Origin of the sequence: Devosia sp. (assembly GCF_048261455.1) — a bacterium.
Classification (GTDB): Bacteria; Pseudomonadota; Alphaproteobacteria; order Rhizobiales; family Devosiaceae; genus Devosia_A.
On sequence record NZ_JBLXGA010000002.1, the window covers coordinates 263,831 to 290,552 of the forward strand.

The window sequence follows — 26,722 nt, forward strand, 5'->3', positions numbered from 1 at the left end:
AGGCTGAAGTCCGGCTGCAGTTCGAAATCACCGACGGCGCTGGTGATCACGGCATTCTGCTTCCAGTTGGCGACATAGAGCCAGGGCGCATCCTCATGGGTGATCGCCTGGACCTGCTTATAAAGCTCGCCACGCTCGGCCCGGTCGGTCGCGACACGCGCCTTGTCAAGCAGCGCGTCGACTTCGGGGTTCGAATAGTAGGAGGAATTGAACCCGCCTTCGGCCGGCCAGGCGGCGGTGCGCAAGGCGAGGAAGGGCAGCGTGTCGGGGTCGGACGTCATCCACGCCATTTCGGCCATGTCGCCCTTGCCTTCGAGACCCGGGTTCACTTCCGATAGGAAGGTGTTCCACTCATAGGTCTTGATCTCGACATCGAGGCCCACGGCTGCGAGATCGGCCTGAATGGCCGTGCCCATTGGCACCGGATCGAGCATGCCCGAACCGCCCTCGGTGACGAGGAAGGTCAGCGAGGCGTCCTCTGCCCCGGCTTCGGCGAGCAGCTTGCGCGCCATGTCGGGATCATACGGATAGGGATCGACGTCAGCGTTATAGGCCCAGTTGAAGGCCGGCGGGATCGGGCCGGCCGAGACGTCCGCCGTACCCTGGAGCACGTCGTTGACGAGGCTTTCCTTGTTCACGGCATAGTTCACCGCCTGGCGGACCCGCTTGTCGGCGAAGGGACCGTCCTTGGCGTTCAGCATGACGTACCAGACGTGCGGGCCAACGGCCTCGACGACCTGGAAGCTGGAGTCGTCGCGGAACTGGGCGACGTTATCCGGCGGGGTCTCGAGCAGCACGTCGATGCCACCCGACAGCATTTCCGCGACGCGGGTATTGGCGTCGGAAATCGGGCGGAAGATCACCGCTTCGAGCGGCGGCGCGCCATCCCAGTAGTCCTCGTTGCGCGAGGCGACGACGCTGGTGTTGGACTGCCATTCCTCGAACTTGAACGGGCCGGTGCCGACCGGATTGCGGCCATAGTCGGCGCCGAACTCTTCAACAGCCGCTGGCGAAACGATCAGGCCGGTGGCCGAGGCCAGGTTCGACATGAAGGGCGCGAAGGGCTCGTTGAGCGTGAACTTCACCGTCAGATCATCGAGCACTTCGACGTTCTCGACCGAGGAGAAATAGAAGGACAGCGGGAACGGACCCGTGGAGGCGTAGGGATGATCCTCGTCCAGCATGCGGTCGAAGTTGAACTTCACCGCCTCGGCATTGAACGGGGTGCCGTCGTGGAAGGTGACGCCTTCGCGCAGGTTAAAGGTGTACTCCAAGCCATCATCGGAGATCGACCAGTCGGTGGCGAGCGCCGGCTCGATCTCAAGCGTACCGGGTTTGTTGCGCACGAGCCCGTCGTAGAGATTGACGGCGATGCGGAAGTCATTGGCGGCCGTCGAGACGTGTGGATCGAGCGATGCCGGCTCGGCGATCTGGCCGACAACGAGAATATTGGGCGGCGTCTGCGCCATGGCCGGAGAGACCAGAGCCAGAGCGGTGGCAGCGAGCAACAGCGGCGCGATGCCCTTCCATTTGCGGATCATGTGAAACCTCCTTGCGTTCCCTCGCCCTTGCCTCGCGATGGCGGACCGTGAGAAAAGGACATTACCAATTTATCATCATAAATTTTTGGACCCGTCAATTTATGATGATAAATACGTTTTGACGCGAGGACTGCCTGCATGACCTTTTCCATAGTCGCCCGTGACCCGACCACCGGCGCACTCGGCGTCGCTACGGCGACAGCGGGGCCGATGGTCGGTGCGCTGGTGCCGCACGGCAAGGGCGGTGTCGGCGCAGTGGCGACCCAGGCGATGACCAATCCCTATCTGGCCGTCGACACGCTGGCGGCACTCGCCGACCAGCCCGTCGACACGGCGCTGAAGGCGGCATTGTCCCGGGATCCTGACGCCAGCCTACGCCAGATCGTCGTTGTCGATGCCGATGGCGCGGTGGACGGATGGACCGGCGGCGACTGCGTGCCCTATGCCGGCCACCTCACCGCCCCGGACGTCGCGGTCGCCGGCAACATGCTGGTCGGGCCCAAAGTGCTCGAAGACATGCTCGCCGCCTTTTGCGCCGACCAGTCGGCAGGCCTCGGGCAGGGTCTGCTGCGCGCGCTCATGGCCGGGGCCGCCGCCGGTGGCGACAGCCGCGGCATCGGCTCGACGGCGCTGCGCGTTTTCGGCGCCGAGGCCTATCCCGACCTCGACCTGCGCGTCGATGTTTCCGACACGCCCATGGCGCGGCTCTCGCAACTGCTGGCCGAAGCGACCTCAGGCGCCTACGCCGATTTCTTCGCCACTCTGCCACGCCGTGGCACGGACACTGCTGCCGACTAGTCCGCCCGGACGGACAGCACCTAGCTCACGGGCTGGCTGCTACTGCGACATGCCATCCGAAGTGGTCCTCGCCCTCAGGTGATTTGCCTGTCCCTAAAAACCAAAGCGGCCCCGGAGCGGATGTACCGCGCCGGGGCCGTGATCATTTGAGCTACGTCGCGGGTGACGCGGCGCGCCTTTGCCTACTTCAGAGTGCCCGGCGACACCGAACCCTGCAGCTGACGCTGGAAGATGATGTAGGTGACGAGCACCGGCAGCACCGTGATCACCACGGCAGCGAAGAGCGCACCGAAGTTCACCGCATAACCGGCCTGCGAGGCGAAGGAGGCCATGCCCTGGCTGAGCACGTAGTTGTTGGTGTTGGTGTTCAACGCGATCGGCAGCAGGAACTGGTTCCACAGACCGAGGAAGTTAAAGATCGACACCGATGCGATGCCCGGCGTCGCCATGGGCAGCATGATGGTGAAGAAGATGCGCCACGGACCGGCCCCGTCGATCGCCGCCGCTTCCGCGATCTCCTTGGGCAGGGTGCGGAAGAAGGCATAAAGGAAGAACACCGTGAACGGCAACGCGAAGGCCACATAGGTGGTGATCAGTCCCGGGAAGGTGTTGAGCAGCCCGAAGCCCTTGAGGGTCTGAAACAGCGGCACCACGGCGAGGAAGATCGGGAAGGTCAGGCCGGCGAGCATCAGGTAGTAGATGACCTTGCTGCCCTTGAACTCGTAGCAGGCCAGATAATAGGCGCACATCGAGCCCAGCAGCATCACGAAGACCAGCGAGAAGCCGACGACGATGATGGTGTTGAAGAAGTAGCTGCCGATATTGGCCGTGGTCCAGGCCGAGACGTAGTTCTCGAAATTGAGGGTGGTGGGCAGCGTGAACGGCGACTGGAAAATTTCCGCCGTCGTCTTGAACGAGCTCATCAGCACCCACAGCAGCGGGCCACAGATGATGACCACCCAGGCGATCAGCGCGACATGCGAGATCCGGGCGACGTTCTTGTCGGTCCAGAAGGTCTTGGGCGCATGGGCGCGTTCCATCTTGCCGACCGGCTTGGCAGCCTTCTGTGTCGGCGCGGCGCGCACTTCGCGCGGGGCGCTGGATGTCGTGACCTTTCCCGATTTCGGCGGACGTCCGGTCCACCAGAAGACGAAGAATACCAGCGCTGCAAAGATCAGCGTGATCAGCGCGAGCGCGGCACCCATCGAGGTCGCATAGCCGAATTTGCCCTTCTTGAAGGCGGTGTTCAGCAGGTGCTGGGAAATCACCACGGTCGAGTTCGCCGGGCCGCCGCTGGGGTTCAGCGCCTGCATGTAGACGAAGGCGTCGAGCGCCAGAATGCCGAGATAGACATAGGCGGTGCGGATGTTGTCGCGGATCATCGGCACGGTGATCGAGATCGCCGTGCGGAAGCGCCCGGCGCCATCGACGCGCGCCGCTTCATAGACCTCGGACGGGATGCCTTTGATCGCCGCGATGAACAGCACCATGTAAAAGCCGACCATCGACCAGGCGATGACGAAGATCGAGGCACCCATCGCGGTGCGCTCGTCGCCGAGCCAGGCGAAAGATTTGAAGAAGTCGAACCCCATCGCGGTCAGGATGCCGTTCAGCAAGCCGCTCGAGGGATCGTACATCTGCGCCCACAGGATGCCGATGACGATCGCCGGCACGGTGTAGGGGAAGAAGGAAATGACGCGGTAGATACCGGAATTCTTGAGGCCTTGCACCTCGCCCATCGTCCCGCCGCCGACGGTCACCAGAGTGGCGAGCGTCAACGACAGGATGATGACCAGTGGTGGCAGAACCACCACCAGGAAGATCGAGTTGGCCACGGCCTTGGTGAAGACTGGGTCTCGCACCAGGGTGAAATAATTGGTCAGGCCCACGAAGTTCATATTCTTCGAAAAGCCCGACCAATCGGTCATCGAATAGTAAAAGGCCTGCACGAATGGCGAGATCACGAAGACCACGTAGATCGCCAAGGGAAGCCCCAGGAACACCAGCATGAAGCCGGTGTTCTCAAGGCTAGGTAGTTTCCAGCGGCGCTTCGTCGTGGAAGGCGCGCTCGCCATCGTGCTGTCCATTACTTAACTTCGACTTTCGTGACGGAGGGATCGTTGTAGACGGCGCTGGTGATTGCTTCCAGCGCTTCGGTGAAGGCCGCGACGTCCAGCTTGCCATCGAGGAAGCTGTTCCACACGACCAGTTCGTCCTGGTTGGTGCCATACAGGTCGAACGAGTTCCAGGTGAACACGTCGGTGCCGGCATCGGCCAGAAGCTTGCTCTGCGAGACGAGAGCCGTCGAACCGAAACCGTCGGCAGGCACGGTGTCCTTGACGATGGTCGGCGCAAGCTTGGTCTTGGCGAAGTTGGTCGCAGCTTCCTTCGACAGCATGGTGCGGAGGAGCTCCTTGCCGCCCGGCACGTTGAGCGCGCTCATCGGGATGATGAAGGGCTCGCCGGCAGTGGCGTGCAGCGCCGTGTGGGGCATGGCGTCATCGTCGGAGACGGAGAGCTCCGGCATGCCGGTCATGCGGAAGCCTTCCTTGGTGGCCGGCTTCATCTCGTTTTCGATCCACGAGCCCGACGGATACAGCAGGAAGGACTGGTCGTTCGACCACTGCGCCTGCGCAGCGGTAAACTGGGTGCCAGCGCCGCCCGGCTTCATCATGCCGCCCTGGATGATCTCGTAGAGCGCCTCAAACACGGACTGGAACGCAGGAAGCGACCACATGCCCGGGGTAAAGTTCTCGACGGCCAGACGGACCTCGTCGCCGCCTGCCTTGATCGCAGAAGCGACTGCAGTGGTGCGGTAGTAGGTGGCGGCTTCCTTGCCCCAACCGAACAGGTACAGACCCTTTTCCTTGGCCTTCTTGCCGAGCTCGATGGCTTCGGCCCAGGTGGTCGGCGGGGTCCAGCCATTGTCTTCAAACAGCTGTGCCGAGTACCAGAGGGCGTAAACCGTCACAACGTAGTTCAGCGCAACGAACTTGTCGCCGAACGTGCCAGCCGCTTCAACGCCACCCACCAGGGTGTCGCGAATGGTGACGCCGTCGAGGTTCGGGGCATCCAGCACGGAGTTCATGTCTTCGAGCTGATCGAGGATAGCCGAGAAGCCGATGGCCTGGGCGCCCGAGTTGTCGATCAGGTCCGGAGGATTGCCACCGAGGAAGCGCGGCTGCAGTTCCTGAGCGATCTGGGTCGACGGCGACACCATCACGTTCAGGCTCGGGTGGTTTTCCTTCATCAGGTTGGCGGCAAATTCGACGTAGTCGATGCCGTAACCGCCGTTGAAGATCACCGCGTCAACGGTCGAACCTTCGGCAACGCCGAACGGATTGGCCGCATCCTGGGCCAGCACGCTGGTCGATGCCAGCAGGCTGCCAAACGGTGCAAGTGCTGCGACAGCCGTCGATCCGCGCAGGAATGTGCGACGGTCGAAAGTCGTTTTGGTAGTCATTTTCGTTCCCTTCCCATGTCGAGAGACAAAAGTATTACATCCCACGTCAACCGGCTCCGCAAGCCGCTTACGCGTCCCTTCGGATGCGATCGCCGTAGAGATCTTCAAGAGCACGATTGTGCTCGTCACCTTCCGGAATGTTTGCCGAAATGTAGACCGGAGGCGTCTTACCGCGCAGACGGATCGTCTCGGCCACGCCGATGGTGATGCGCTGGGCGATAAAGGCTGCGGTGATCGAGGACACGGCGCCGATGCCGATGCCACCCTCGAGCGCCATGGTGCTGTCGCCATAGGGCGCCAGATTGTCGATAACAATGTCCGCGACTTCGCTGAGGCGCTTGCCGCTCGGATGCTTGGGCTGGACCTTCATCGTGTGATCCATGCTGGTGACCGCGATCACCTTGTGGCCGCGCTCCTTGGCGGCGAGCGCCACACCGAGGATCGAGCCGTTGACGCCCGAGTTCGAGGCGATGATGAAGACGTCGTTGGGCTGCACGTCGAACAGGTCGACGAGGTTCGCGCCGACATTGGAGTCGCGCTCGAACTCGGCCCCGCCCAGTGCAGACACGTCATAGTCGCCACGCAGGACGAGTGCCCGCAGGGCCATGCGGTTGGTGGCGATCAGGCCGCCGGCACGGCCGGCGATTTCCATGGCGAAGGCTTCGGAGTGGCCGGTGCCGAACGCCTGCACGACGCCGTTGTTTTCCAGCGAATCTGCGATCACCGCGACGGCCTCGTCGATGGCCGGGTTGGGGCCCGCCAGCTGCTCGAGGCGCGTCGAGACTTCACTCAGGTATTTCGCGTTCAGGTCAGTCATAGGTCTTCGTACTTTCGGACGTTGTTCCCGCATCTGGACGGGAGTTGTAATTCGCTAGGACAATGCCGCGCGCAGGGCGGCGCCGTGGCGCCACGGCGGCGGCCGAGGCGGCAAGCAGGCGCGTGGTCCGCTCGAAATTCCCCTGCGCGATCAGCAGGTAAAGCAGATCGACGACGAACAGCTGACAGTGCCGCGCCGACAGGTCAGCCGGCTGCAGATAGCCATCGGGCGAGGCGGCGATCAGCACGTCGTCGGCGATCTTGCCGATCGGCGAATCCGGGTTGCCGGTGATCGCGACCGTATAGGCGCCGGATGCCTTGGCAGCACTCAGCATCTGGATGGTTTCGTCGGTGCGGCCGGTGTTGGAGATGCCGATGGCGACGCAGTCGTCGTCGAGAATGGCGGCGCTGGTCAGGCCGTTGTGCACCTCGGCCCAGGGGTGGACATTGACCCCGATGCGATAAAGCCGTGCCTCGACCTCGAGCGCGGTGAGCGCGCTGCCGCCGACACCATAGACATCGAGATGTCGCGACTTGCCGATCGTGCTTGCGACGCGGACGGCGGCGTCCATGTCGAGCAGGCCCGCAGTGGTCTGCAGAGATAGTGTATGGGTGTTGAGCAAGGACGCGCGAATTTCGTCCGGCGGATCATCGGGCCCGAAGGAGCGACCGATATCGGCGATCCAGGCCGCCTTGGAACCACCCCGGCCCACATCCTCGGCAATGCCGACGCGCAGCTGGCTGTAGCCGGCGTAACCAATCATGCGACAGAAACGGGTGACGGAGGCGGCAGAGGTGCCGGCGCGCTCGGCAAGTTCGGTGATCGACAGGCGCAGCGGCGCCTTGGGATCATCCATCAGAACGGCCGCAATTTTCGTCATCGTGGCGGGCATCTGAGACTGGTAGGTCTCGATGCGATCCAGCACACTGAACGTCTTTGCGGCAGCATTCATGTGTGTTACGCACTCACCCTTGAAAATCGCTCTCAAGATGGCTGGCCATCGGATGAAAACAATTCTTATCCATCCTGTTCTCGCATGACAAGCGGTTGTATGACGAAATGACAACAGCGCTCCTCGCCATCGATGTCGGTGGGTCCACCTCGCGCGCGACGCTGGTCGATCATGCCGGCAATTGCCTGGGTCAGGGCCGCAATCGCGGCGGCAATCCCGGCTCCAACCCGCCGGATCTGGCGAACGCGGCCATCGTCGCCGCCGTTGAAGCCGCCATTGCCGATGCCGCCCTGCCGGGCTTGACGATCGAACTGGCGCTGCTGGCGATGGCCGGGCCGAAGTTCAAGGCGGTGCAGGATCAGCTGGAGACGGCGCTGAAAGCGCTCGGACTCACGGGTCCCGTGGTCTTCACCGGCGACTTGCAGGCCATGGTGGCCTCGGTCACGGCGGCCACCAATGGCTATTGCATCGTGTGCGGCACCGGCGCCGGCGCCGTTCGGCTGCGCGACAATGAGCTTGACGCGGTGATCGATGCCGCCGGCTGGCTGCTCGGCGACGCCGGCTCCGGCTATTGGCTCGGCCATCAGGCGGCGCGCGCGGTCACTGCCGACCTCGAAGGGCGCGGTGAAAAGACCGCCCTGACCAGCGCCATTCTGGGCGATATGGGCATCGAGTTGAACGACGACCGGCTGCCGGACGGACGGCCCGTCCCCTATCGCCATTTCGTCGACACCATCTATGCCATGCGGCCGATCGAACTGGCGCGCTTTGCACCAATGGTCATCGCCAACCGCACCGACCCGGTGGCGGCGCGGCTGCTCGCCCAGGCCGAAGACTATCTGGTGCAGGATTTCTCCATGGTCTTCGACCGGGAGCTTGCCGGACCCGTGGTGCTGGGCGGGGGCATCGTCGCGCATCTGAGTGGACTGCAGTCGCGGATCAGCGAAATCATGCGCGGCGCCGGCCAGGTCCCGGATATCCGGCTGGTGCAGGACGGCTCAGTGGGCGCAGTGGTGTTGGCGCTGCGCAGCGCCAAGGTCACGGTCGACGAGGCGATGGTGCAAAGCGTCATCACCTCCATCGCCGCCCATGGTCTGCGGGCCCGCGCCTAGCTGTCTTCCAGCGCGTGCATGCGCAGATCGAGCGTCTTGGGCATCGGGTGCGCACTCAGATCGGCATTGATTTCCTCGCGCGTCGGCGTGCGGCCCAGCGCCGCCGCCAGGCGGCCGCGCCGCAGCCGGATCCACATGTCTGAGAGCAGTGTCTCGCCCTCGCGAATGGTGGCGAACTGCCGACTCAGCAACAGCTCTTCCGCGGTATCGAAGGCACCCTGATCGGCGGCAACCACAGCCCGGGCCAGCACGATCCGCTCATTGTCCCGGATGTCCGCCGGCAGGGCATCGACGAAGCGCTTGAGCTCGGCGGGCCGGTCCGCGGTCATCAGGAACTGCGCGATTTCGACCGCCAGCTCCGGCGGTGCATCGCCCATGCCCCAGGCCTTCAGATAGTTTTCCATCGCCGCGTCGGTGTCGCCGTCCGCATCCAGCAGCGCCTGCATCCGATAGCCGAGCCAGCTCGGCTGAAGCGACAGGGCGGCCCGCGTCTGATCCTGCGCCTCGGCGCGATCGCCGCGATCGAGCGCAGCAACAGCCAGCATCAGCGCATGCACCCATGTCATGCCATGTGCCGCGGCGCTTTCCGTCAGCCGGTTCATCCAGACGTCCGAAACGACAATGCCATCCGGCAGCGTTTTGAGATGCTCCGTGCCGATCGCCTCGTTGGCCGCCAGTGCATCCCAGAAGTCCGGGGTCCGCTCGAGCGAAAAATCCAGTCCCTCGGCCAGCGCGCGACCCAGCAGCTGTTCCTGCCGCGCGCCCCAGGCCGCGCCCGAGGACAGGCGCGTGGTCAGCGGCAGGCGCGCTTCGGCGCTGAGGAAATCATGCATCTCAGCCAGCGCCGCCGCCGACAGCATGCCGTCCAGCGCGTCTGCGGCATGGCTTACCGCCGTGCCGTAATCCGATGCGTGCGCCGTATCCGCCGCGAGCTGGATGGGCATGAACACTTCGGTCCATTCGCGCTGCTCGCCCGGCGCCAGAGCGAAACGCTGGTTCTGGGTCGGCGCAACGCCGCTCTGGATTTCGAGGTAATTGCCCTCACCGGGATTGGACAGGTAGTCCATCCAGTTCTGGCCACCCTGCGCATTGCCGAAATAGAAGAACTTGCGCCCTGCAAGTTCCCGAGTCCCGGTCTGCATGAGGCCATAGCCGTCGCCGTCAACCGAGGCGATGAACAGCCGCGGCGCATCAGGGGCGCGGAAGAAGACCGAGGTCGCGTTCTCCCAATTGTCCGGATAGGACGGATCGTTCGGGGCGCGCGGAAAGTCGCAGCGCCCCAGGTTATTGCCCGGCCAGATGTGCTCAACCGAATAGTCGGCAGGGCTCAGCACACGGGTGCCCTTGTCCATAGGCGCAGCGACATTGGTCCACCAATAGGCCAGCCGCTCGGCATCCGCCGGGTTGACCATCCGGCCATGCGCGAACAGCTGTGCTTCGCCTTTCGGCATGAAGAGATCAATCTGCCAGGTCGCCTCGACGACCCGGTCGAACTCGTAAAGCCGCAGGATCGGGCCATCCGCCGTTTCGCGGATGCCGGCGAAGACCGGTGCGCAGGTGAAGGGGGTGTGACCGGGCACCAGGCCGTTCCACTCGATCCCACCTGAAAACCACGCATTGAGCGCGGCAAGATTGGCCGGCTGGAACACCGGGTTGCGAAACACCAGGTCGCGTCCCGTTGCGAGATCCTTGAGTTCCAGCAACCGGCCGCCGAGCGAAGGCGCCACCACCGCGCGCAGGCGTCCGTTGTCGATGACGATGCACTTGAGCTCCGCCTCGACCCGGGTGCGGTCATAGTCTTCGGAGACCTGATAGGGGAGGATCGAATCCTCCCCCCAGGTGAAGCCGTGCCGGGCCTCGTCATCCGTAAGCCCGAAATTCGGCGGCGTCGGCTTGGTGGCCATCGGCTGCTGCCATTGGAAGCGGGGCAGATTGCTCGGCGCACCGAGCCGTGCCATGGGCAGCGAGACGCTGTGCTTACGGATGGTGGTGGTCATCGGTTCAGGCGTCCTTGAGGATCAGTTCAACCACTGGCACGACGACATCCGGCTTCTTGACCGGCAGATCGAGCGTCAGCGTCGTCTCGCCGACCGGCGGCACGAAGTGCGGATCGGCATCGGCGCCGATCCACAGCACCTCGCTCGCATCGTTCAGCAGCTGGGCGTATTTCACCTTGCCCGCCAATCCGTCGAGATGCAGGTAGCGGTTGGGCCAATTGTAGATGTGCAGGTAGAGCCGGTCGCCCTTCTGGGTAAAGCGGCAGCCATCGGGCGCCTGGTACTCCGACCGTCCAGCACCATAGATCGCCCGGCCATGCAGGTGCATCCACTTGCCATAGGCCTCGAGCGCGTCGATGGCGCGCTGATCGAACGTGCCGCGGGCGGTCGGCCCGACGTTCATCAACAGATTGCCACCGAGCGCCACTCCGTCGATCAGGATCTGGATCAGCTGCGCCGGGCTCTTCCAGCTTTCCTCGTCGCGATAGTAGCCCCAGGAACCGGAGAAGGTCTGGCACATCTCCCAGGTCACTTCCTTGCCGTTCATCATCGGCGGCGTGCGCGGCGTATATTGCTCGGGCGTCGTCATGTCCGGGCTGTCGGTGGGCAGGTCGAGCCGATTGTTGACGATGATGTCGGGCGCCAGCTTGCGCACCAGCTTTAGCAGCTCGAGGCTTTCCCAATCCTCGCGGCCCTTGCCCGGCAGGCCCTTGTAGGTGCGGCCCTCATAGCTGAAATCGAACCAGATGATGTCGATCTTGCCATAGCCGGTCAGCAGTTCGGTGACCTGCTGACGCATGTATTCCGCGTAGCGCTTGATATCGCGGCTCTTGTTCAGCTCCGCCGCATCCTCGCGGTCGCGCAGCGGGTGATACATGTCGATGCCGAAATCGGGATGGTGCCAGTCGAGCAGCGAGTAATAAAATCCGACCTTCAGCCCCTCGGCACGAAACGCCTCGACGAAGGGCTTCAGCAGATCGGCGCCGTGCGGGGTCTTCGTCGCCTTGTAATCGGTGGTGGCGCTGTCCCACAGGCAGAAGCCATCGTGGTGCTTGGCGGTCAGCACGACATATTTCATGCCGGCCTCGCGGGCCCGGCGCGCCCATTCGCGCGGGTCGTAGAGATCGGGATCGAAATTGTCGAAATACTTTTGATAGCCGGCGTCGTCGATCAGCTCGCGCGACTTCACCCACTCGTGCCGCGCCGCCAGCGCGTAGATCCCCCAGTGAATGAACATCCCGAACCGGTCATGGTTGAACCATGCCTTTTTCTCGTCGGGCAGAAACAGGTCGGGCGAAACGGAGTCGGTCATCGTATGGTCCTAAGGCATAAACTGAGATGGTACGTACCACACCCAATTCCGCTTTCAAGGCAGCGGCGTTCCACCGCAGGAAATGAGAAGCGAACCCACCCCGCTCTTTGCGGCCGCGTTCGCCCAATGTGACCACCTGCAGCCGTCCGATGCACACCCGCGGGCGCGCATCGGACGCTCGGTCAATTGTCAGGCGGGTGCGGTTCCAGCCAAGATGACTTCCGGTGCTCGGGCTGCGACGTCTGCCGGAGCCTTCGGCCCGCAATGCGTGCGCAGCAGGCCAACGGCAGCGTGTGTCACCCGACCAACCCCACCCAGATGAATGCTGCCCCGAGTACCGCCTCCGCGACGGCGGAACGAAAAATGCCCGCGGTGGCACGCCGGGCCAGGAACTCGTAAACGCCAAGACCGGCAAGCAGCAGGGCCGTTCCGCCGAGGATCAGGCACACTGCCGAACGGATCTCGGAGGGGCCGGCTGTCCGCCCGAGGAAGAATGCCGCGGCGAGGCCGAAATACATCACGCCCATCCGGCGAAACAGGATGAGAGCGCCAGTGGTGCTCTCGAGCCCCCATTCCTTGAGCACGCCCCCACCGAAGGCGAAGAAGCGGGCGCCCAGAACGATGCACGCGACCGTCATGACGAGGGCCAATATCTCAAAAGTCAAAGTCAAACTCCCTGATCAATGGCTGCTGGACAGCGAGACCCGCGAGTCATAGGCATCGCGTTTCGGACGTACTATTCGCGAAGATCCGGATTTTGTTGGAGATCGTCCAAATGGACCCTTTGTCCGATGTCGTCTCGTTTCTCAGACTTCGGAGCTATCTCGTGGGCGGCTTCGAAGCGGGTGGGAACTGGTCCATCGGCTTCGACGCCTATGAGGCCATCAAATGCTACGCCGTCACCGCCGGCGCGTGCTGGATCGCGGTGGAGGGCACGGGCGAGCCTGTGTTCTTGCAACAGGGCGATTGCTTCATGCTGCCGCGCGGCCAGCCGTTCCGGATCGCCAGCGACCTGAGCCTGCCGCCAGAAGATTGGCGGCGCTACTTCCTCGACGCCACAGAAGGTGCGGTCGTGAAACTCAATCAGGGCTCCGGTGTGACGGTGCTCGGCGGTCACTTTGCCCTCGCCGGGCCACAGGCGGAGATGTTGCTCCGCTTGCTGCCACCAATTATCCATGTGCGCAGCGAAACCGACAGCGAAACGCTGCGCTGGGCGTTCGCGCGGATGCGGGAAGAACTGACGGGTCTCAAGCCGGGCGGCGTCCTCATCGCCCAGCAGCTCGCCTCGATGATCTTCATCCAGGCGCTCCGCCTCTATCTCAAGGACAACACGGGAACCGGCTGGCTTTTCGCGCTATCGGATCAACGGGTGGCGGCCGCCATCAAGGCGATCCATCGCGAGCCTTCGCGGCGCTGGACCGTCAAGACGCTCGCCACCGAGGCCGGCATGTCGCGCGCCAGCTTTGCGGCGCGGTTTCGACAGCTGGTCGACGAAAGCCCCCTCGCCTATCTCACGCATTGGCGGATGCTGCTCGCCGGGCGCAGACTGGAGCTCGGCGAACCCATCAGCACGATTGCCGAAGCTCTCGGCTATGAGTCGGAAAGCGCCTTCAGGACGGCCTTCAAACGCGTCACGGGCAACACGCCCCGCCGTCACGCGCAATCATTTGCCCAGAATGGCGCCGTAGCGATGAATGGGCGAATCCAGCAAAGCTGATGTCTTGAACAAGAAAATGGCGGAGAATCGAGGTTTTGCTTCGAACTCCGAAGCACTCTTCGACGAGCTGGCGCGGTGGAATAAGGAAATAAAGGCGATTGCACCGGAGTTGCGGCCATGAGCCGCCAATCCGAGGCTTCGAAGCGCGCCAGCCCTATCTCAATAAGGTTCAATGAAGCCGAGCTGGGCATGCTCCGCCGAAAGGCGGGCACCACACCGCTTTCGACCTACATCAAGCGCTCCCTGTTCAAATCGCAGGGATGGACCGCCAACCCGGAATTACTGGCGCAGGTGCTCGCCCGGCTGGGCGAGGCGGAGGTCATGAGCAAGCTGGAGGTGCTTGCCAGGGCTGCCGAAAGCAACAGCCTCGACAACGATCCCGATACGATCCGGCGCATCTCTGAGGCGTGTGAAGCTGTCATTGCCATGCGGCTGTTGCTCCTGAGTGCCCTGTCGGAGCAGTCGCCATGATCCTCAAAGCGTCGCAGCGCGGCGGTGGCGAGGCCATGGCCAATTACCTTCTCGCCCAAGGCCATAACGATCATATCCGGCTGCACGAAGTTCGGGGTTTCATCTCCCACGATCTGCGCGAGGCCATGGCTGAAGTTGAAGCCATCAGCGCGGGCACGAAGTGCAGCCAGTACCTGTTTTCCTTGAGCCTGAACCCGCCGCCGCAGGCGGAGGTCTCCCTCGACATGTTCGAGGATGCCATCTCGCGGGTGGAGAAGAAGCTCGGCTTGGAAAAACAGCCGCGCGCCATTGTCTTCCATGAAAAGAACGGGCGTCGTCACGCGCATTGCGTTTGGTCGCGCATCGACGGCCACGAAATGAAGGCGATCAACCTCCCGCACTTCAAGATGAAGTTGCAGGACGTGGCGCGCGACCTGTTTCTCGATCACGGCTGGGAGCTGCCGCGTGGAATGCGCTCGGAGAACTGGCGCAATCCTTTGAACTACACGTTGCCTGAACTCAAGCAGGCTGATCGCGCAGATCGCGATCCACGCGAAATCAAGCAGATATTCCAAAGCGCCTGGCAGCGTTCGGATGATCGAAAATCCTTCAGCGCCGCTCTCGAAGAGCATGGCCTCTATCTGGCCAAAGGCGATCGGCGCGGCTTCGTGGCCGTCGGTATCGAAGGCGATACTTACAGTCTCACCCGCTGGACGGGCGTGAAATCCAAAGACGTCGAAATGCGGCTGGGACACCCCCGCAACCTTCCGGGCGTCGAGGAGCGGAAGCACGAGATCGCGCAGAAGCTGGACACGCGCATGCGTGAGCATCTGGGTGAGGCGCGGGCAGCTCAGACCAGCGAGACCGCAGATATCCGCGACCGCATCAAGGCCATGGCGGCAATACAGCGTGACGAACGAACACGCCTTGAGCGTGGTCTTAGCAAGCGCCGGAAAGAAGAGGAGCAAGCGCGCGCCGGGCGATATCGCGGCGGCGTGCGTGGGGCCATCGATATCCTGATAGGGCGTGCGCGCGTCATACGCGAGCGGAATGAGCGGGAAGCCTTCGAGTGCTACCGGCGCGACCGGGCACTGCGAGAAGTGCTGACCAACATGCACCTCAAGGACCGGCGCGGCCTCCAGCTTGAGCTTGAGACGACCCTCGTGCGCCAGCGGCAGGAACGCCGCGACCTGGTGCAGCGGATTTCCAAGATTCTCGGGCATCGAACGGAGCGTCAACAGGCGCAGCGCCCGGATCGCGAGCGGGCGCGTGGTCCCGCGCTGCAAATGTGAGGAGCACGCCATGCAGCAGACTTTTCCTCCGCGCGGGTCCGGCATTGAAGGCCGACAGGAATCCGCACCATCCGAAACCTGGGGCCATCCCTGGCAGCTAGACCCGTCTGTCTGGACCTGGAAACCGGGCCGCATCCTTCTCGGCGTTTGGCCAACGGATAATGCCACCTGGAAAGTAGGAATCGACGATGACCGCCATATCGCGACCATCGCGGGCAGTCGCGGCGGTAAGACCCGCACCTCGCTGATCCCGAACCTTCTGGTTTATCCGGGCTCGGTGATCGTCATTGATCCCAAAGGCGAGCTGGTGTCTGCAACGGCATCGGCTCGGGCGGCGATGGGGCAGAACGTTCACGTTCTTGATCCCTTCGGTATTACCGGTGTGCCGACCGCGTCCTACAACCCGCTGGCGGATTTGGGCGAGGGTGAGCACGAGGTAGCACCTAATGCCGCGCAGCTTGCCGATGCGCTGATTATCGATGCCGAAAAGGAAACGCACTGGACGGCGGCGGCGCGCAATCTGGTGCGGGGCATCACGCTTCATCTGTTGAGCACCGCCGAGATCGTTCCGACCCTGGCGGATTTGCGGAATGCGCTGTGTGGCGACCAGCTCGCACTTGAGGAGCTGTTCATCGACATGCAGACCAGCAAGGCCTTTGGCGGGATCGTCTCGCGCATAGGCTCGTCGTTTCTGGGCAAGTTCCGCACCTCGGAGCGGGAGTTTCAGGAAATTTTGTCATCGGCCCAGGAACAGACGGCACCACTGGACGACATTCTTGGCTCAAGCGGTGCGTCACACTTTTCTCTGAAGGATCTGAAGCGCCGCCCCACCACGGTCTATCTCGTGCTCCCAGGGACACGGATGGCCACGCACCATCGCTGGCTGCGGCTGATCATTCAGCAAGCCGTCGCGGCGATGGAAGCGGTGCCCACCGATCGCGGCAAGCCGCCCGTTCTGTGTGTATTGGAGGAGTTTGCCGCCCTTGGGCACATGCGCAGCATCGAAGTCGCAGCCGGATATATGGCCGGTTTCGGGCTCAGATTGTGGATCGTGCTTCAGGACATCGGGCAGCTGAAGGCGCTCTACAAGAACAGCTGGGAGACGTTTCTTGGTAATGCCGGAATCATCCAAGCGCTTGCCGTCGCCGATGCAGGCACCGCTGAATATCTCTCCCAGGCAATGGGTAACGCCATGGTGCTCGAACGTCAGGGCGTGCGGGTGTCCGCCAGCGCAATGAGCAACGGCGATATCGGCCAGCGTGAGCAATGGCGCCATGTGCGGCTGCTCGAGCCCGCTGAATTGCGACGGCACTTTTCAAGGGAGACGGGGCGGCAACTGATCCTCTCGCCCGGTCGTCCGCCGATTTACCTCAACAGGATGTAAGACCATGAGCAAATCGTTCTACAAGAACATCGAAGAGCGAGACGCCTCGGGGCGGCTGGTCGCGGTTGGCGGGGAATGGCGAGAATCGTCGGCGACGCCGCGCGGCCTGGTGACCTTGTGGCTCCTTGTTGCGCTGGTGGGTGGCTTTTTCACCTTGGCCTTCATGGGGCGGCCAAGCGCGGGCGTGCAGATCGCTACCGTGTGGCTGACACTGATGCCAATAGGCGGCGGACTATCTCTGCTTTTGCCCAGGCGTCACCGTTCAATCGTTTTTGCCGCAGGGGACGATATCAAGCTGCCATATGGCTTGCCCGTACGGAACGACATCAAGCGGCTTGATATCTCGCAGGCTGACATCGCAAATATCGAGGCACGACAGATGTCCTTCGCGAAGGGATACTTCGAAGTCCGACTGATAACGCAGAACGGAGAAAGCGTGGTGTTCAGCTATGGGCTCTCGGATGAAGATGCGCTTGAAGTGACGACTCGTCTTACAAGGGCGCTTGTTGCACTCCGCTCAAGCCTGGGAGAGGGACGAACGGCTGAAGCCGTCGTGACCCTGATCCGCTAGCAGCACGACATCGGCGATCAGATTGATAGTGGGCCGCATCATTCTAGAATGATGCGGCCCAAGCTTTGGTCAGTTCGTTGCGGCGTTCCCGGACGGCTCGGCTGGTGGGACCTCGCGTACGACGATGCGACCCACGACCGGGTAGGCATCAAAAACGAGGTTCATGCCCTTGCCGTCCTTCCGGTGGCTCCACCCAGCACCTACCCTGATCCAGCGGGCATTGTCGCCTTCGCCGATGACCTGGAAGATGGAATGGGTTGGCAGGCGTTTTTCTGGTGTGTTCTTGATCATGGTATGTCTCCTCGTTGGACTTTTGCCAGGCACCGCGCCCGGCTTGACGGAGACAATCAAGACCGGGGCATAGGAGAGCGGTTCAAACCCTTCGCCCAAGGGTGAACCCGTTAGGGGGCGGAGCTGCACAAGGCGAAGACGCGGAAGCGAGCCGGGTTGAACAGGTCACCGCCCCGGTCAGTCACTCCCGTCATACCAAGCCGAACGCGGGACCTTGCCTGGGACCGCCCGAGGACCAGCTACCGGTGAACTCACCACATACGCCCGGCAATCTCCCGCTCTTCCGGACCCAGAACATTGGCATAGATCGCTGTCGTGGACAGGCTGGCGTGACCGAGCCAGCGTTGAACGAGGTTGAGCGGCACGCCACTTCTGATGGCATGCACGCCAAATCCGTGACGCAGCCCCTTTGGGCTCGCATGCGGTCCTGCTGATATGCTGGCCGCGCTCATGATGGCTTTGACCTGTTTCCAGGCATGCGTCCGGGACCATGGCCAAATCCGGTCGGCGTCGTCCATGACCTGCAATGCCAGGAGCTCGTGAATGAGCGTTGTGGGGATCGGCACTTCCCGCACGACGACACTTCCTCGCTTCTTCAAAGACCGGATAGCGATACAGCCCTCGGCGGCATCCAATGATGACGCTGTGACGGCCAATGCCTCTGACAGACGGCATCCGGAATAGACCAGAAGCAAGCAGAATAGCCCCACGCGCCTGTCTGGGCAGGTCTGGGCTGTCTGGAGGAAGCGCTGGCGCTCTGTTGGTGTGACGTATTTTCGTCCGCCTGATCGCGCGCGCAGGCTCCAGTCTGGGGAGAAGTGCTGGTTCATTTCTGTGCTTTTGGTTCGGCCTTACGCCGATCAAAAAGCACAGTCTTGCCCATTTCGTTCACGCCGGTAGCCGGGTGACCGGAGCGCCGCAGAAAACAAGCGGTTCCGGCCCGACTTCTGCCGCCTACTATATATCCCCTACTCCGCCGCGACAACTAAATTCAAAGCAGGATCAGCCCCTTAAACAGAATGGGCAAGTCTGTTCACACTCCGCCCGACCACCGTTTTCGCCTCCAAACACATGGCCTCAGGCTCGAACAAGTCTGAGGCCATCCGGATTCCAGAGGGTCGCGACCCTCCAGCGGAGATCACTCAAGGTGAGAATACTCAATCAGACGACCACACGTGTCGGGGCGGTAGCCATGGCACTCCTCTTGTCGGCGTGCTCGGGCGAGCCCGGTGCCAATGAAATCAAACAGGCCCTGCGGAGCAACAACGATCTTTATCTGCAAATGCTGGCTGCGGCGGAGCTCGCGGGCGTTCCCGCCAACTTCGACCAGATCCTCGCCGACTCCTCCGTGGAGAAAGGCGGTTGCAGCCAGGCACAGGGTGAGCCCGGCTTCATCTGCGACTACCGCCTTAACGCGGTCATTGGCGGCCAGAAACAACATGGCCAGTGGGACAAGGCCCGGTTCTTCAATGCCGACGGCTGGCAGATGGACCGCGTGCGCTAAGGGAGACACACCATGAAACTGCTGAGATCGACCGCGCTCGCGGTCATGATGGGCGCGAGCCACCAGGTGCTCGCACAGGAAGACGCCGTCATCTTGCCGACGATTGAGGATATAGCGCCATCGGAAGGCTATGGCGCCAATCCGCCGGATATTCTCGGCGTGCCGTTCGGGACGCCGCGCGATGAAGCCATCGCCCTGTTCGAGGCGGCAATCCCTGGGCTCGATCTAGAGACCTATGCAACCGAATACACGTTGCGCGACACCCGGGGGAATGCGGTGAAGTTCGCCTACACCTATGGTGCCGAAGGCGGCGTTGGCCAAGCTACCACCGAGCACATCATATTGCGCTTTACATCCGACGCCACGGGCGGTCGCCTTTGGAAGATCGAGCGCACCATCCGCTACCCGAACGGCCAACAAGCCTCAATGGAAGCGTTGCGGCAATCCATCGCCGAAAAGTATGGCAGGGCAACGCTAGTCGAGTTGTATCCGCATCAGAACCGGGACGAGATTACCTACACGTGGGAGAAGCGCCCCATTGATTACTTTCCGGATCAGGATGTGAGCAAGCGGGGCTTTGCGGGCACGAACCCCGTCAACATCAATCCCTGTCTTCTGTTGGTCGACCATGGCCGATATGCCGAACCTTACGACTTCAAGGAACCTGGCATCCGAAAAGGCAACCCGGGCTGGGATGTTTGCATCGGCGGCATACAGTTCATCATCTTTTACGGGAGCAATGCGAACACGGTGAGGGAGCTAAAGATCGTAGCATCCGATTACGCACGTCAGATGCACGATGCCCGCACACTGGACCAGATGTTGAGCGATATGCTGGATCAGAAGGCCAACGGGGTTACCGGAGAAGGTGCGCCGCAGCTATAGGTCATCCGTGGCGGGCGCCGATCTCATGGGCGGCGTCCGCCACTAAGCGTTATCGCCAGAGTATCTCGCTGATGGTAATCACAGCGGCAAGAAAGCTTATCGCTCCAAACAGGAAGCGACTGAGCCACAACCATTTGCCGAGCGATTGAGCCTTGTTCCTAAGCTGACTGAACAGTCGGTGGGCACTATCGAATAGTTTTTTCCACATTCTCTGCGACCTCCTAACCGAAGAAGGTAACGCACCACAGTTTCAAGAACGTTAAGACGCTGAACGTACTAAGATTGATTGTGGTGGGTGGTCGCTGAGCCGGGAAGTCTTCTATTAAGATGCGTTACTAAGCTTCGGAAGCCCTCGTGAGCGGGCAAGCTCATGTAACCTTATCAGCTTCCTGATTGAAGGCGGCGCCTTAGCAGCAATCTCAGAGAGCGAGGGAATGGTGTCGGCCGACTCGAGTAGTCGTGAGTTTTCTTCTGCTGCGGTCGGGAGCTCGAACCAATCTGGCCACCCCTTATTTTGACGACGGTTGTGAAGGGCACGATACAGCGGAAAATCGAACCGCCTAATCATGTCTTGCGTCAACCCCTCACCATATAGGTAGTAATGACGCGCGACGAATTCACAAGGGTTTATAGACCTCTCAGCCTCGCCTCGGTCTGACCATTTCAAATCGGACAGCGTCCTTTCGAGCTCGAAAAGCGAGTCCATAGCTGAGTCACAAACGCCCAGTATTGCCTCATATCTATCTTTATACGCAATATCTTTCGCCGCCGATATTTCCTCGATAAGAGAAACGGCAGTATCTGCGGCAACTATGGCAAAATCTGACTTGACGCCCTTTCTTCTTTCTTCAGAGAACTCCTCTTCAAGCAGAGCTCTATATTTAAGTACGATATTTTGCACAGTACTGGCTGAGTGCGCAACTTTTCGGGGGGACGATGGTCCTCTACTCCCTTTTTTGGCTGCACGCATTAAGACGGCCTCGTTCGTGGGGGCACTGCCGCTGAGATGCAGCGCATTTTCACCAGCCGAATGCAGAACAAGGTCGACTAGTCGAATCAATAACATATCCAGATTCCTGCGTGAATCCGCGCGCGCCATGAAAATTGCCTGCTGACAGCACTAACAGGACCGGCTTTGAAGAAAGGAAAAGGCCTCTGACGCCCGCGCCGCCGCCGTGAATATAGCCCTGTTGTCATCTTTCAGCAGCTTGAGCCAGTGGGTGATGTACTGCGCATGATCGGGGCGCACGTCCTGGGTAATACCAAGCTCGGCGCACAGGAACGCTGATCCGATTTCTGCCACCAATTCCTCAGCGGCATAGGCATCGGATTTGAAGCGCCCGGAAAGATCGCGCGCCAGCCGGCTCTTGCCACCCGACCAATGCACCAGCTCATGCGCCAGCACCGCATAATAGCTTTCGCTGCGGCTCATCGTGTCGGTGCCAACAAACCGTCCCTCGTCGGGCATCTGGATATAGTCGCCCGCTGGGTCAAAAAACGCGCTGCCGCCGCCATGGCGGACATCGGCACTCGTGCCGATTACAAAGCGATCGGCATTGTCGATCCGCTCCACCGGCCCCAGCGCGGGCAATGGCTCATTCTGGGTGTAACCGTCCACCTGACCGGCATTGAACACATGCGAGGCCCGCGCCACAAACCGCCGCCCGTCGTCGTCCTTGCTATCCGGTTCGGGCTCGACGCTGTAATCCTTATAGAACACCACAAGGGATGATTTCTGGCCCTTGCGGACCTGACAGCCTTTGTCCTGCCACTGCCGGTAGGTGCCCCAGATCGCGGTTTCAAAGTGGTTGCCCTGAGCGGCCACCCACAGACTGAGGATGTTCACGCCGTTATAGGCTCTGCCGCTCAACACATTGCGCGGCATCAGCATGGAACCGCCCGCCCGACGCCACGGCATAACTTGATTGCCGGGATCGGCCTCAATGGCCGCTATCAGCTGATTGGTGATGTCTGAATGGATGTCTCTGCGTTGAGGTTTGGTCATGATCGCTACCTGGGTTGAAGGGTTCAGCGGTCAAAAGCCGCCTGAACCCCTGCCCATCGGCGAGATCGGGGGGTGCAAGGATCAAGGGAGGGGGATCACCCGGTCTGCAAGCATGAAGACCGGGGACACCCTTGAGCCGCGCCAGGGGGCAGAGCCCCTAAGCAAAAAGCCGCCATTCGGCGGCTCAAATAGAACTAGTGTAGAACGAAGCTAGAGGTGACTATTCGGCTCTCAGGGATGCCAAACTGGGGTCATACGAATATTGGGAGATGCTGCCATCCCTGATCCGCTCCACGACTTCATCAATGATGAATAGCGGCACTAAGAACCACTCACGCGGCACAACAGGATGACCAAATCGATCTGTAATTTCCAAATCTAGACGAGCTGCATCGAAGACACGGTGAATGAGCTTCTCCAGCTTCGTGCGGTTTATATTGTAGAGGTCATAGGTCGCCACTATATCGACATCTGCCAAGAGATAGGTCGGGTCTGTTCTTGCGTTCCCAATCCTGCTTTCCACCTTGCCGCCAGTCACACCGATCTTGTGGATCAGATCGCGGTTCTCCGCGATTATGGGCAGCTCCGAGCGACTTCTGAGGACGTAGATTGTTCCGCTTTCAAGGTCATCTTCAGAACGCTCTTTAGAGAATAGGGGTCCGGCCACCGGATCGGTTATTCGGCGACCAGCCTCATCTTTGTAAAGCGCGCGCTGCAGGGATCGGAGCAGCAAGTTGCTTTCCGTGCCGTTCGAATAAACGACCCGCAGGCGGGCATCGAGCTCCCCGTTAGGGGCCTTTATCGGCTCACCGACATCCGCAACATAGGCGGTCTGTCCACCGAGAACAAAAAACTGTCCTTGCCTAATCTCTGCCTTCAGGAAGCCGGCGTCCCTCACAAAAGGACGGATAGTGCGTGCGCCGGTCTCAAGGTCGCGTTTCACCTGTTCGAATAGCGGCTTGAACGTCTCGAAGTCCTCACATCGCTCGCGGTTTGCAATTTCTTCTGCCGCACGTTTCTCAGCACTCGAGCGAACATGTCTTAGCTCGGTGATATCTTTAGGTTCGGCTTCAACCCCGAGTTCGGCTAACAGCGCATCATCATCGAGATCGTCCACTGCGGATGCAGGAAGAGCAACCGCACCAGCGAGCAGCCCTTGATGATCCAGAGGTTCGAGCAGCGGCCGAAACTCATCAAGAGATCGTAGGCGATCCAGCCGCACGGCATAGAGGCGCTCGAATATATCATTAGTCTCGCCGTGTTGCGGTTGGCGACTATGATCTCCGACAAAGCGCTGAATTTCCTCGAATCCAGCGATCACGCGCTCTTGCTGCGGTGTGTAGGTCGAGGTCTTCTTAACTTCGACATCAACCCCAAGTTCGGCCAACAGCGCATCATCATCATCGGTGAAATCAGCCATTCGCGGCCTCGGTTTTCATACGTGCTAGAAAGGCTACGCCCTCGGCCATCCGCTTTTCCCACGGATCCGGACTAGTGATCGACGGGAGGCGACCCCGTTCATGTTTGAACTTCAAAGCACGCTTCGCGAGATCGCGAGCCTCTTCTGGGTTCATGGACACCTTGCGGGCAGAAATGATCGCGGCGACCTGCTTCAAGCTATCCTCGCTCATCGTTTTGGCAAGGATCGCATAGGCCTCACTGAATGGGTTGATGCTGTCGATCAGATCGATGTCTAGATCCTTCACGTCAGTAACGTATTTGCGGACACCATCGATCAACGCGGTATTCGCTTTCTCTGACGATGCGCCTGCCAGCACATTTTCTTTTGCCTTTTGCACAAGATTGAGCGCAGCCACTGCGTGTTGACGCACGGCCTCCTGATCACCCTCATCCAATTCCGGATAGCGGTCCCGAATGATCTTGCCCAGGCGTATTTGGGTCAGCTCTTCGGGCAGCGTATCGCCGCCGACGTGCTCTCCATCAAAAAGGCCACGTTCCAAAGACTGCTTGTCCTGCACGAAGGCAGTAATGACCTCATTGAGGTCCTCCTGACAGATGCGCGTCGCTTCCTTGGATTTCGGCTCCGCTAGCCCGAGAATTTCGATCTGAAACTGCCCGGTCTTGTCATTGAAACCCACATTACACTTTGTCGGATCATAGCCTTGATCGCCATAGTCGAAACCGTCCACCGCCTGATTGGAGGATTTTTTCGGCGTAAACGCAAAGCGGGGTGCCAGAACCTGCTCCATCAGCAGGCTCGCTGCAATTGCCTTGAGCGTATCGTTGATGGCTTCGGTGACCGCTTCTTCAGAAGCATCCGGCTCGGCGATTAGGTTGGTGAAGCGCGCACTTGCCTTGCCGGGCGCGTCGCGCGTCGCGCGCCCAATGATCTGCACGATCTCTGTCAGACTAGAGCGATAGCCGACCGTTAGGGCGTGTTCACACCAGATCCAGTCGAAGCCCTCCTTGGCCATGCCAAGCGCAATGATAATGTCGACATACTCCCGGTCGGTCTTCATCGCAGACGCGCGCAAACTGGCCTGAACACGGGCCTGTTGTTCAGGATCAACCAGATCAGCAATCTTCAGGGTCCGACCATCGTCAGTTTCAACAAGCTGGAAGCCGCTGACCGGGTCCGTACCCTGCCAGTTCCCCAGCTCGTGGATAATGTGCTCGACTTCCTTGATCTTGTCTTTCGTGCTCTCGCGCGAGTTCACATTGGGAATGTGAATGATGGTTTTCTCAGCCGGGTCGAGCACCTTCAGAATGTCGTCCACATAAGAGTTGGCGTAGAAATAATAGCCGATATGCAGGGACTTCAGATATTTGTATCCATTGAGCTGCTGATAATAGGTGTAGGTGACTGTATCGAAACGCGCCTCGTCTTCAGGCATCAAAACGGCCTCGGCGTCCCCCCGGAAATACGACCCGGTCATCGCGACAATGTGGACTTTGTCGCGCGCAATGAACTGCGCCAGATGCTGGCCGAGCCGGTTATCGGGATTGGCTGAGACGTGATGGAATTCATCAACCGCGATCAGCCGGTCATCAAAGGCCTCAACACCGAACTTCTCGACCGCAAAGCGGAAGGTCGCATGCGTGCAGACCAGAACGCGGTCATCGCTCTCAAGAAAAGCCGCGACTGAATTGACCTTGCCGCCATTGTCTGACCCCGGCGCATTGCAGAGGTTCCATTTCGGCTCCACCACCCAATCATGGGCAAAGCCGTGTTTGCTTAAGGCCTCACTATCGAAGCTCGCACCAATGGATTTTTCGGGCACGACGATAATTGCCTGCCGCAGTCCCTGATTATGCAGCTTATCAAGGGCAACGAACATCAAAGCGCGGCTTTTGCCGGAAGCGGGCGGCGACTTGATCAGCAGATATTGTTCGCCCCGCTTGGCGTAAACGTCCACCTGCATGGGCCGCATACCCATTTCATTGGCCTGCGTTGAGCTGCCATTCTGCGCATAGGTGACGGATACTGAGGGTACTGTTTTTATTGTCATTTTTGCCTCTCGTTCGTAGATTTTGCCGCATCACACCCAGCCTGCCAAGCAGCTTCGATCATCTCCTCTGATGCCAGATAAAACTCCCCTCCCAGCCAGTCTGCATGGGTGGCCAAATACCGTTTCATCGCGTACTCCCCTTGCACAGCGACCGAGTGGCTTGGGTATGGACTCAGGCCACGAGATTGTGTTGTTCGCTCAACCACCCAATTGAACGCACCGCGCGGCATGGCCTTTTGAAACGATTGGCGGCGTAGATCGGGACTGGCTGAAAGCCCGACCTTGATGATTTTTCGTCCGGAAGCTGGGTTGCCCAAATAGGCGTCCAGGTCTCCATCCATGCGCAAAATGTAGAGCTCTCGGGGTAGAAATTGGGTGCCGCGTGAAACGACATAGCCTCCGGAGTTTGCTGGACCCGCCTGAACCATGCCTCGTATGCCGGTCTTCGCTTCGACATCCAGCGCATCTTGCGAAGGCTGAAATACCTCAACCTCCGTCCAGGGCGTGTCCCGCAAAAGGGCTATTTGGTTTGGGTCGGAAATGATTTCACCCATCGCAGACACCGAACGAGCACGGGCCAATATCTTTGGATCGAGGTCAGTCGGTCTTAAACGATGCTCAGGCAAATAGCTAAACGCACGCAGCGCACGCAGCGAGTGCCGCCATTTATCGGCGTCGCGCCTATAGTGGATGGGGTGGGTGAACTCATCTCGGTCGCCGGTCTCATGGCTGACCACGTAATATCCGGCGATCATCCCTTTTACCGAAGGATCTTCGTAGGTCTGATTACTTGTGAGATAGCAGACCGTGATGAACGGGTCGGTCAGTTGCTCAAGCAGGTTTGCGCGCCGTGTCAGCCCCCGCTTTCCAGTCCACCCAACTGTGCCCCAGGTCTCAGGCGACCAGCCCCAGTATGAGGTGAAGAGAATGCTATATCCGCAATCCCATACATTCTCATCAACCTGACTCACAGCCAAGTCCGGATGCTTCGGTGAGTTCTCGTTCGTCTTCGGTGGGAAGCGTTCGCTGAACTGCTCTATGGAGCCAAATTTTTGCAAATGTCTTGCGACAGGCTGAGCTGCCAATTGTTTTTGGACGTATCGGTCTTAACAACACCAGCAAGCGCCCTACGGTCGCCATCGAAATAATCATTCGCGACCC

24 protein-coding genes are annotated in these 26,722 nt (G+C 60.7%); 9 read left to right on the forward strand and 15 right to left on the reverse strand.

Going from position 1 to position 26,722, the window contains the following annotated elements; all coding sequences use genetic code 11:
- Positions 1-1,541 (reverse strand): ABC transporter substrate-binding protein (locus ACN0TK_RS03305; protein ID WP_417308015.1); only part of this gene is annotated, 1,541 nt, incomplete at its 3' end.
- A 138-nt stretch (positions 1,542-1,679) separates the two neighbouring features.
- Between ACN0TK_RS03305 and ACN0TK_RS03310 the strand changes: the two genes are divergently transcribed.
- Complete coding sequence (locus ACN0TK_RS03310) at positions 1,680-2,339, forward strand: DUF1028 domain-containing protein (protein ID WP_417308016.1); 660 nt, start codon at positions 1,680-1,682, stop codon at positions 2,337-2,339.
- 182 nt (positions 2,340-2,521) lie between these two features.
- On the opposite strand, the gene ACN0TK_RS03315 is transcribed toward ACN0TK_RS03310, so the two are convergent.
- From ACN0TK_RS03315 to ACN0TK_RS03330, 4 genes are all read right to left on the reverse strand, one after another.
- Positions 2,522-4,414, reverse strand: a complete 1,893-nt coding sequence (locus ACN0TK_RS03315) for an ABC transporter permease subunit (RefSeq protein ID WP_417308017.1) — start codon at positions 4,412-4,414, stop codon at positions 2,522-2,524.
- An 11-nt stretch (positions 4,415-4,425) separates the two neighbouring features.
- Positions 4,426-5,802 carry an N-acetylglucosamine/diacetylchitobiose ABC transporter substrate-binding protein gene (gene ngcE / locus ACN0TK_RS03320; RefSeq protein WP_417308018.1) on the reverse strand — a complete coding sequence of 459 codons (1,377 nt, stop codon included), beginning with the start codon at positions 5,800-5,802 and terminating at the stop codon, positions 4,426-4,428.
- Positions 5,803-5,869: 67 nt separating this feature from the next.
- Positions 5,870-6,619 carry a sugar isomerase domain-containing protein gene (locus ACN0TK_RS03325; protein WP_417308019.1) on the reverse strand — a complete coding sequence of 250 codons (750 nt, stop codon included), beginning with the start codon at positions 6,617-6,619 and terminating at the stop codon, positions 5,870-5,872.
- Positions 6,612-7,571 carry a MurR/RpiR family transcriptional regulator gene (locus tag ACN0TK_RS03330; protein WP_417308020.1) on the reverse strand — a complete coding sequence of 320 codons (960 nt, stop codon included), beginning with the start codon at positions 7,569-7,571 and terminating at the stop codon, positions 6,612-6,614. The genes ACN0TK_RS03325 and ACN0TK_RS03330 overlap by 8 nt, the downstream gene beginning before the upstream one ends.
- A gap of 107 nt (positions 7,572-7,678) precedes the next feature.
- Between ACN0TK_RS03330 and ACN0TK_RS03335 the strand changes: the two genes are divergently transcribed.
- Positions 7,679-8,683, forward strand: a complete 1,005-nt coding sequence (locus ACN0TK_RS03335) for an N-acetylglucosamine kinase (RefSeq protein WP_417308021.1) — start codon at positions 7,679-7,681, stop codon at positions 8,681-8,683.
- On the opposite strand, the gene ACN0TK_RS03340 is transcribed toward ACN0TK_RS03335, so the two are convergent.
- The 3 genes from ACN0TK_RS03340 to ACN0TK_RS03350 all read right to left on the reverse strand — a co-directional run bounded on the left by ACN0TK_RS03340 (position 8,680) and on the right by ACN0TK_RS03350 (position 12,657).
- Positions 8,680-10,680 carry a DUF5107 domain-containing protein gene (locus ACN0TK_RS03340; protein WP_417308022.1) on the reverse strand — a complete coding sequence of 667 codons (2,001 nt, stop codon included), beginning with the start codon at positions 10,678-10,680 and terminating at the stop codon, positions 8,680-8,682. The genes ACN0TK_RS03335 and ACN0TK_RS03340 overlap by 4 nt on opposite strands.
- 4 nt (positions 10,681-10,684) lie before the next feature.
- Complete coding sequence (locus ACN0TK_RS03345) at positions 10,685-11,992, reverse strand: alpha-L-fucosidase (RefSeq protein ID WP_417308023.1); 1,308 nt, start codon at positions 11,990-11,992, stop codon at positions 10,685-10,687.
- A 296-nt stretch (positions 11,993-12,288) separates the two neighbouring features.
- A complete protein-coding gene (locus ACN0TK_RS03350) occupies positions 12,289-12,657 on the reverse strand; it encodes a hypothetical protein (protein WP_417308024.1) in 369 nt (122 codons plus the stop codon).
- Positions 12,658-12,767: 110 nt separating this feature from the next.
- Here ACN0TK_RS03350 and ACN0TK_RS03355 point away from each other — a divergent pair, with 110 nt between their 5' ends.
- The 5 genes from ACN0TK_RS03355 (at position 12,768) to ACN0TK_RS03375 (ending at position 17,406) form a co-directional block, all read left to right on the forward strand.
- Entirely contained in the window at positions 12,768-13,709 is a 942-nt protein-coding gene (locus ACN0TK_RS03355; RefSeq protein ID WP_417308025.1) for an AraC family transcriptional regulator, read from the forward strand.
- A 117-nt stretch (positions 13,710-13,826) separates the two neighbouring features.
- A complete protein-coding gene (locus ACN0TK_RS03360; protein WP_417308026.1) occupies positions 13,827-14,180 on the forward strand; it encodes a hypothetical protein in 354 nt (117 codons plus the stop codon).
- The gene (locus ACN0TK_RS03365; RefSeq protein ID WP_417308027.1) at positions 14,177-15,451 is read left to right on the forward strand and encodes a relaxase/mobilization nuclease domain-containing protein; all 1,275 of its coding nucleotides are present in this window, start codon (positions 14,177-14,179) and stop codon (positions 15,449-15,451) included. Before ACN0TK_RS03360 ends, ACN0TK_RS03365 begins: the two co-directional genes overlap by 4 nt.
- 10 nt (positions 15,452-15,461) lie before the next feature.
- Positions 15,462-16,835, forward strand: a complete 1,374-nt coding sequence (locus ACN0TK_RS03370) for a type IV secretory system conjugative DNA transfer family protein (protein ID WP_417308028.1) — start codon at positions 15,462-15,464, stop codon at positions 16,833-16,835.
- A 4-nt stretch (positions 16,836-16,839) separates the two neighbouring features.
- Positions 16,840-17,406, forward strand: a complete 567-nt coding sequence (locus tag ACN0TK_RS03375; protein WP_417308029.1) for a hypothetical protein — start codon at positions 16,840-16,842, stop codon at positions 17,404-17,406.
- 69 nt (positions 17,407-17,475) lie between these two features.
- On the opposite strand, the gene ACN0TK_RS03380 is transcribed toward ACN0TK_RS03375, so the two are convergent.
- Together ACN0TK_RS03380 and ACN0TK_RS03385 are read right to left on the reverse strand one after the other, a co-directional pair.
- On the reverse strand, positions 17,476-17,697 hold the full coding sequence (locus ACN0TK_RS03380) for a hypothetical protein (RefSeq protein WP_417308030.1): 222 nt from the start codon (positions 17,695-17,697) through the stop codon (positions 17,476-17,478).
- A gap of 251 nt (positions 17,698-17,948) precedes the next feature.
- Positions 17,949-18,527, reverse strand: coding sequence for a tyrosine-type recombinase/integrase (locus ACN0TK_RS03385; protein WP_417308031.1), 579 nt, complete (start codon positions 18,525-18,527; stop codon positions 17,949-17,951).
- Positions 18,528-18,889: 362 nt separating this feature from the next.
- Here ACN0TK_RS03385 and ACN0TK_RS03390 point away from each other — a divergent pair, with 362 nt between their 5' ends.
- Positions 18,890-19,201 carry a hypothetical protein gene (locus ACN0TK_RS03390; protein WP_417308032.1) on the forward strand — a complete coding sequence of 104 codons (312 nt, stop codon included), beginning with the start codon at positions 18,890-18,892 and terminating at the stop codon, positions 19,199-19,201.
- 12 nt (positions 19,202-19,213) lie between these two features.
- Entirely contained in the window at positions 19,214-20,086 is an 873-nt protein-coding gene (locus ACN0TK_RS03395; RefSeq protein ID WP_417308033.1) for a hypothetical protein, read from the forward strand.
- Positions 20,087-20,408: 322 nt separating this feature from the next.
- Here ACN0TK_RS03395 and ACN0TK_RS03400 read toward each other — a convergent pair whose 3' ends face one another.
- The 5 genes from ACN0TK_RS03400 to ACN0TK_RS03420 all read right to left on the reverse strand — a co-directional run bounded on the left by ACN0TK_RS03400 (position 20,409) and on the right by ACN0TK_RS03420 (position 26,532).
- Positions 20,409-21,152: a hypothetical protein gene (locus ACN0TK_RS03400; RefSeq protein ID WP_417308034.1), complete on the reverse strand. Its 744-nt coding sequence runs from the start codon at positions 21,150-21,152 to the stop codon at positions 20,409-20,411.
- A gap of 54 nt (positions 21,153-21,206) precedes the next feature.
- Complete coding sequence (locus ACN0TK_RS03405) at positions 21,207-22,091, reverse strand: ArdC family protein (protein WP_417308035.1); 885 nt, start codon at positions 22,089-22,091, stop codon at positions 21,207-21,209.
- Between the two features lie 220 nt (positions 22,092-22,311).
- Positions 22,312-23,511 (reverse strand): GIY-YIG nuclease family protein, encoded by a 1,200-nt coding sequence (locus ACN0TK_RS03410; RefSeq protein ID WP_417308036.1) that lies wholly within the window; start codon positions 23,509-23,511, stop codon positions 22,312-22,314.
- The gene (locus tag ACN0TK_RS03415; RefSeq protein WP_417308037.1) at positions 23,504-25,561 is read right to left on the reverse strand and encodes a DEAD/DEAH box helicase; all 2,058 of its coding nucleotides are present in this window, start codon (positions 25,559-25,561) and stop codon (positions 23,504-23,506) included. Before ACN0TK_RS03415 ends, ACN0TK_RS03410 begins: the two co-directional genes overlap by 8 nt.
- The gene (locus tag ACN0TK_RS03420) at positions 25,558-26,532 is read right to left on the reverse strand and encodes a hypothetical protein (RefSeq protein WP_417308038.1); all 975 of its coding nucleotides are present in this window, start codon (positions 26,530-26,532) and stop codon (positions 25,558-25,560) included. Before ACN0TK_RS03420 ends, ACN0TK_RS03415 begins: the two co-directional genes overlap by 4 nt.
- Between the last annotated feature and the right edge of the window lie 190 nt (positions 26,533-26,722).

Coding starts and splice junctions, on each gene's coding strand:
- ACN0TK_RS03310 (WP_417308016.1), top strand. CDS start 1,680: ATGACCTTTTCCATAGTCGCCCGTGACCCGACCACCGGCGCACTCGGC.
- ACN0TK_RS03315 (WP_417308017.1), bottom strand. CDS start 4,414: ATGGCGAGCGCGCCTTCCACGACGAAGCGCCGCTGGAAACTACCTAGC.
- ngcE (WP_417308018.1), bottom strand. CDS start 5,802: ATGACTACCAAAACGACTTTCGACCGTCGCACATTCCTGCGCGGATCG.
- ACN0TK_RS03325 (WP_417308019.1), bottom strand. CDS start 6,619: ATGACTGACCTGAACGCGAAATACCTGAGTGAAGTCTCGACGCGCCTC.
- ACN0TK_RS03330 (WP_417308020.1), bottom strand. CDS start 7,571: ATGAATGCTGCCGCAAAGACGTTCAGTGTGCTGGATCGCATCGAGACC.
- ACN0TK_RS03335 (WP_417308021.1), top strand. CDS start 7,679: ATGACAACAGCGCTCCTCGCCATCGATGTCGGTGGGTCCACCTCGCGC.
- ACN0TK_RS03340 (WP_417308022.1), bottom strand. CDS start 10,680: ATGACCACCACCATCCGTAAGCACAGCGTCTCGCTGCCCATGGCACGG.
- ACN0TK_RS03345 (WP_417308023.1), bottom strand. CDS start 11,992: ATGACCGACTCCGTTTCGCCCGACCTGTTTCTGCCCGACGAGAAAAAG.
- ACN0TK_RS03355 (WP_417308025.1), top strand. CDS start 12,768: ATGGACCCTTTGTCCGATGTCGTCTCGTTTCTCAGACTTCGGAGCTAT.
- ACN0TK_RS03360 (WP_417308026.1), top strand. CDS start 13,827: ATGAGCCGCCAATCCGAGGCTTCGAAGCGCGCCAGCCCTATCTCAATA.
- ACN0TK_RS03365 (WP_417308027.1), top strand. CDS start 14,177: ATGATCCTCAAAGCGTCGCAGCGCGGCGGTGGCGAGGCCATGGCCAAT.
- ACN0TK_RS03370 (WP_417308028.1), top strand. CDS start 15,462: ATGCAGCAGACTTTTCCTCCGCGCGGGTCCGGCATTGAAGGCCGACAG.
- ACN0TK_RS03375 (WP_417308029.1), top strand. CDS start 16,840: ATGAGCAAATCGTTCTACAAGAACATCGAAGAGCGAGACGCCTCGGGG.
- ACN0TK_RS03380 (WP_417308030.1), bottom strand. CDS start 17,697: ATGATCAAGAACACACCAGAAAAACGCCTGCCAACCCATTCCATCTTC.
- ACN0TK_RS03385 (WP_417308031.1), bottom strand. CDS start 18,527: ATGAACCAGCACTTCTCCCCAGACTGGAGCCTGCGCGCGCGATCAGGC.
- ACN0TK_RS03390 (WP_417308032.1), top strand. CDS start 18,890: ATGGCACTCCTCTTGTCGGCGTGCTCGGGCGAGCCCGGTGCCAATGAA.
- ACN0TK_RS03395 (WP_417308033.1), top strand. CDS start 19,214: ATGAAACTGCTGAGATCGACCGCGCTCGCGGTCATGATGGGCGCGAGC.
- ACN0TK_RS03400 (WP_417308034.1), bottom strand. CDS start 21,152: ATGTTATTGATTCGACTAGTCGACCTTGTTCTGCATTCGGCTGGTGAA.
- ACN0TK_RS03405 (WP_417308035.1), bottom strand. CDS start 22,091: ATGACCAAACCTCAACGCAGAGACATCCATTCAGACATCACCAATCAG.
- ACN0TK_RS03410 (WP_417308036.1), bottom strand. CDS start 23,511: ATGGCTGATTTCACCGATGATGATGATGCGCTGTTGGCCGAACTTGGG.
- ACN0TK_RS03415 (WP_417308037.1), bottom strand. CDS start 25,561: ATGACAATAAAAACAGTACCCTCAGTATCCGTCACCTATGCGCAGAAT.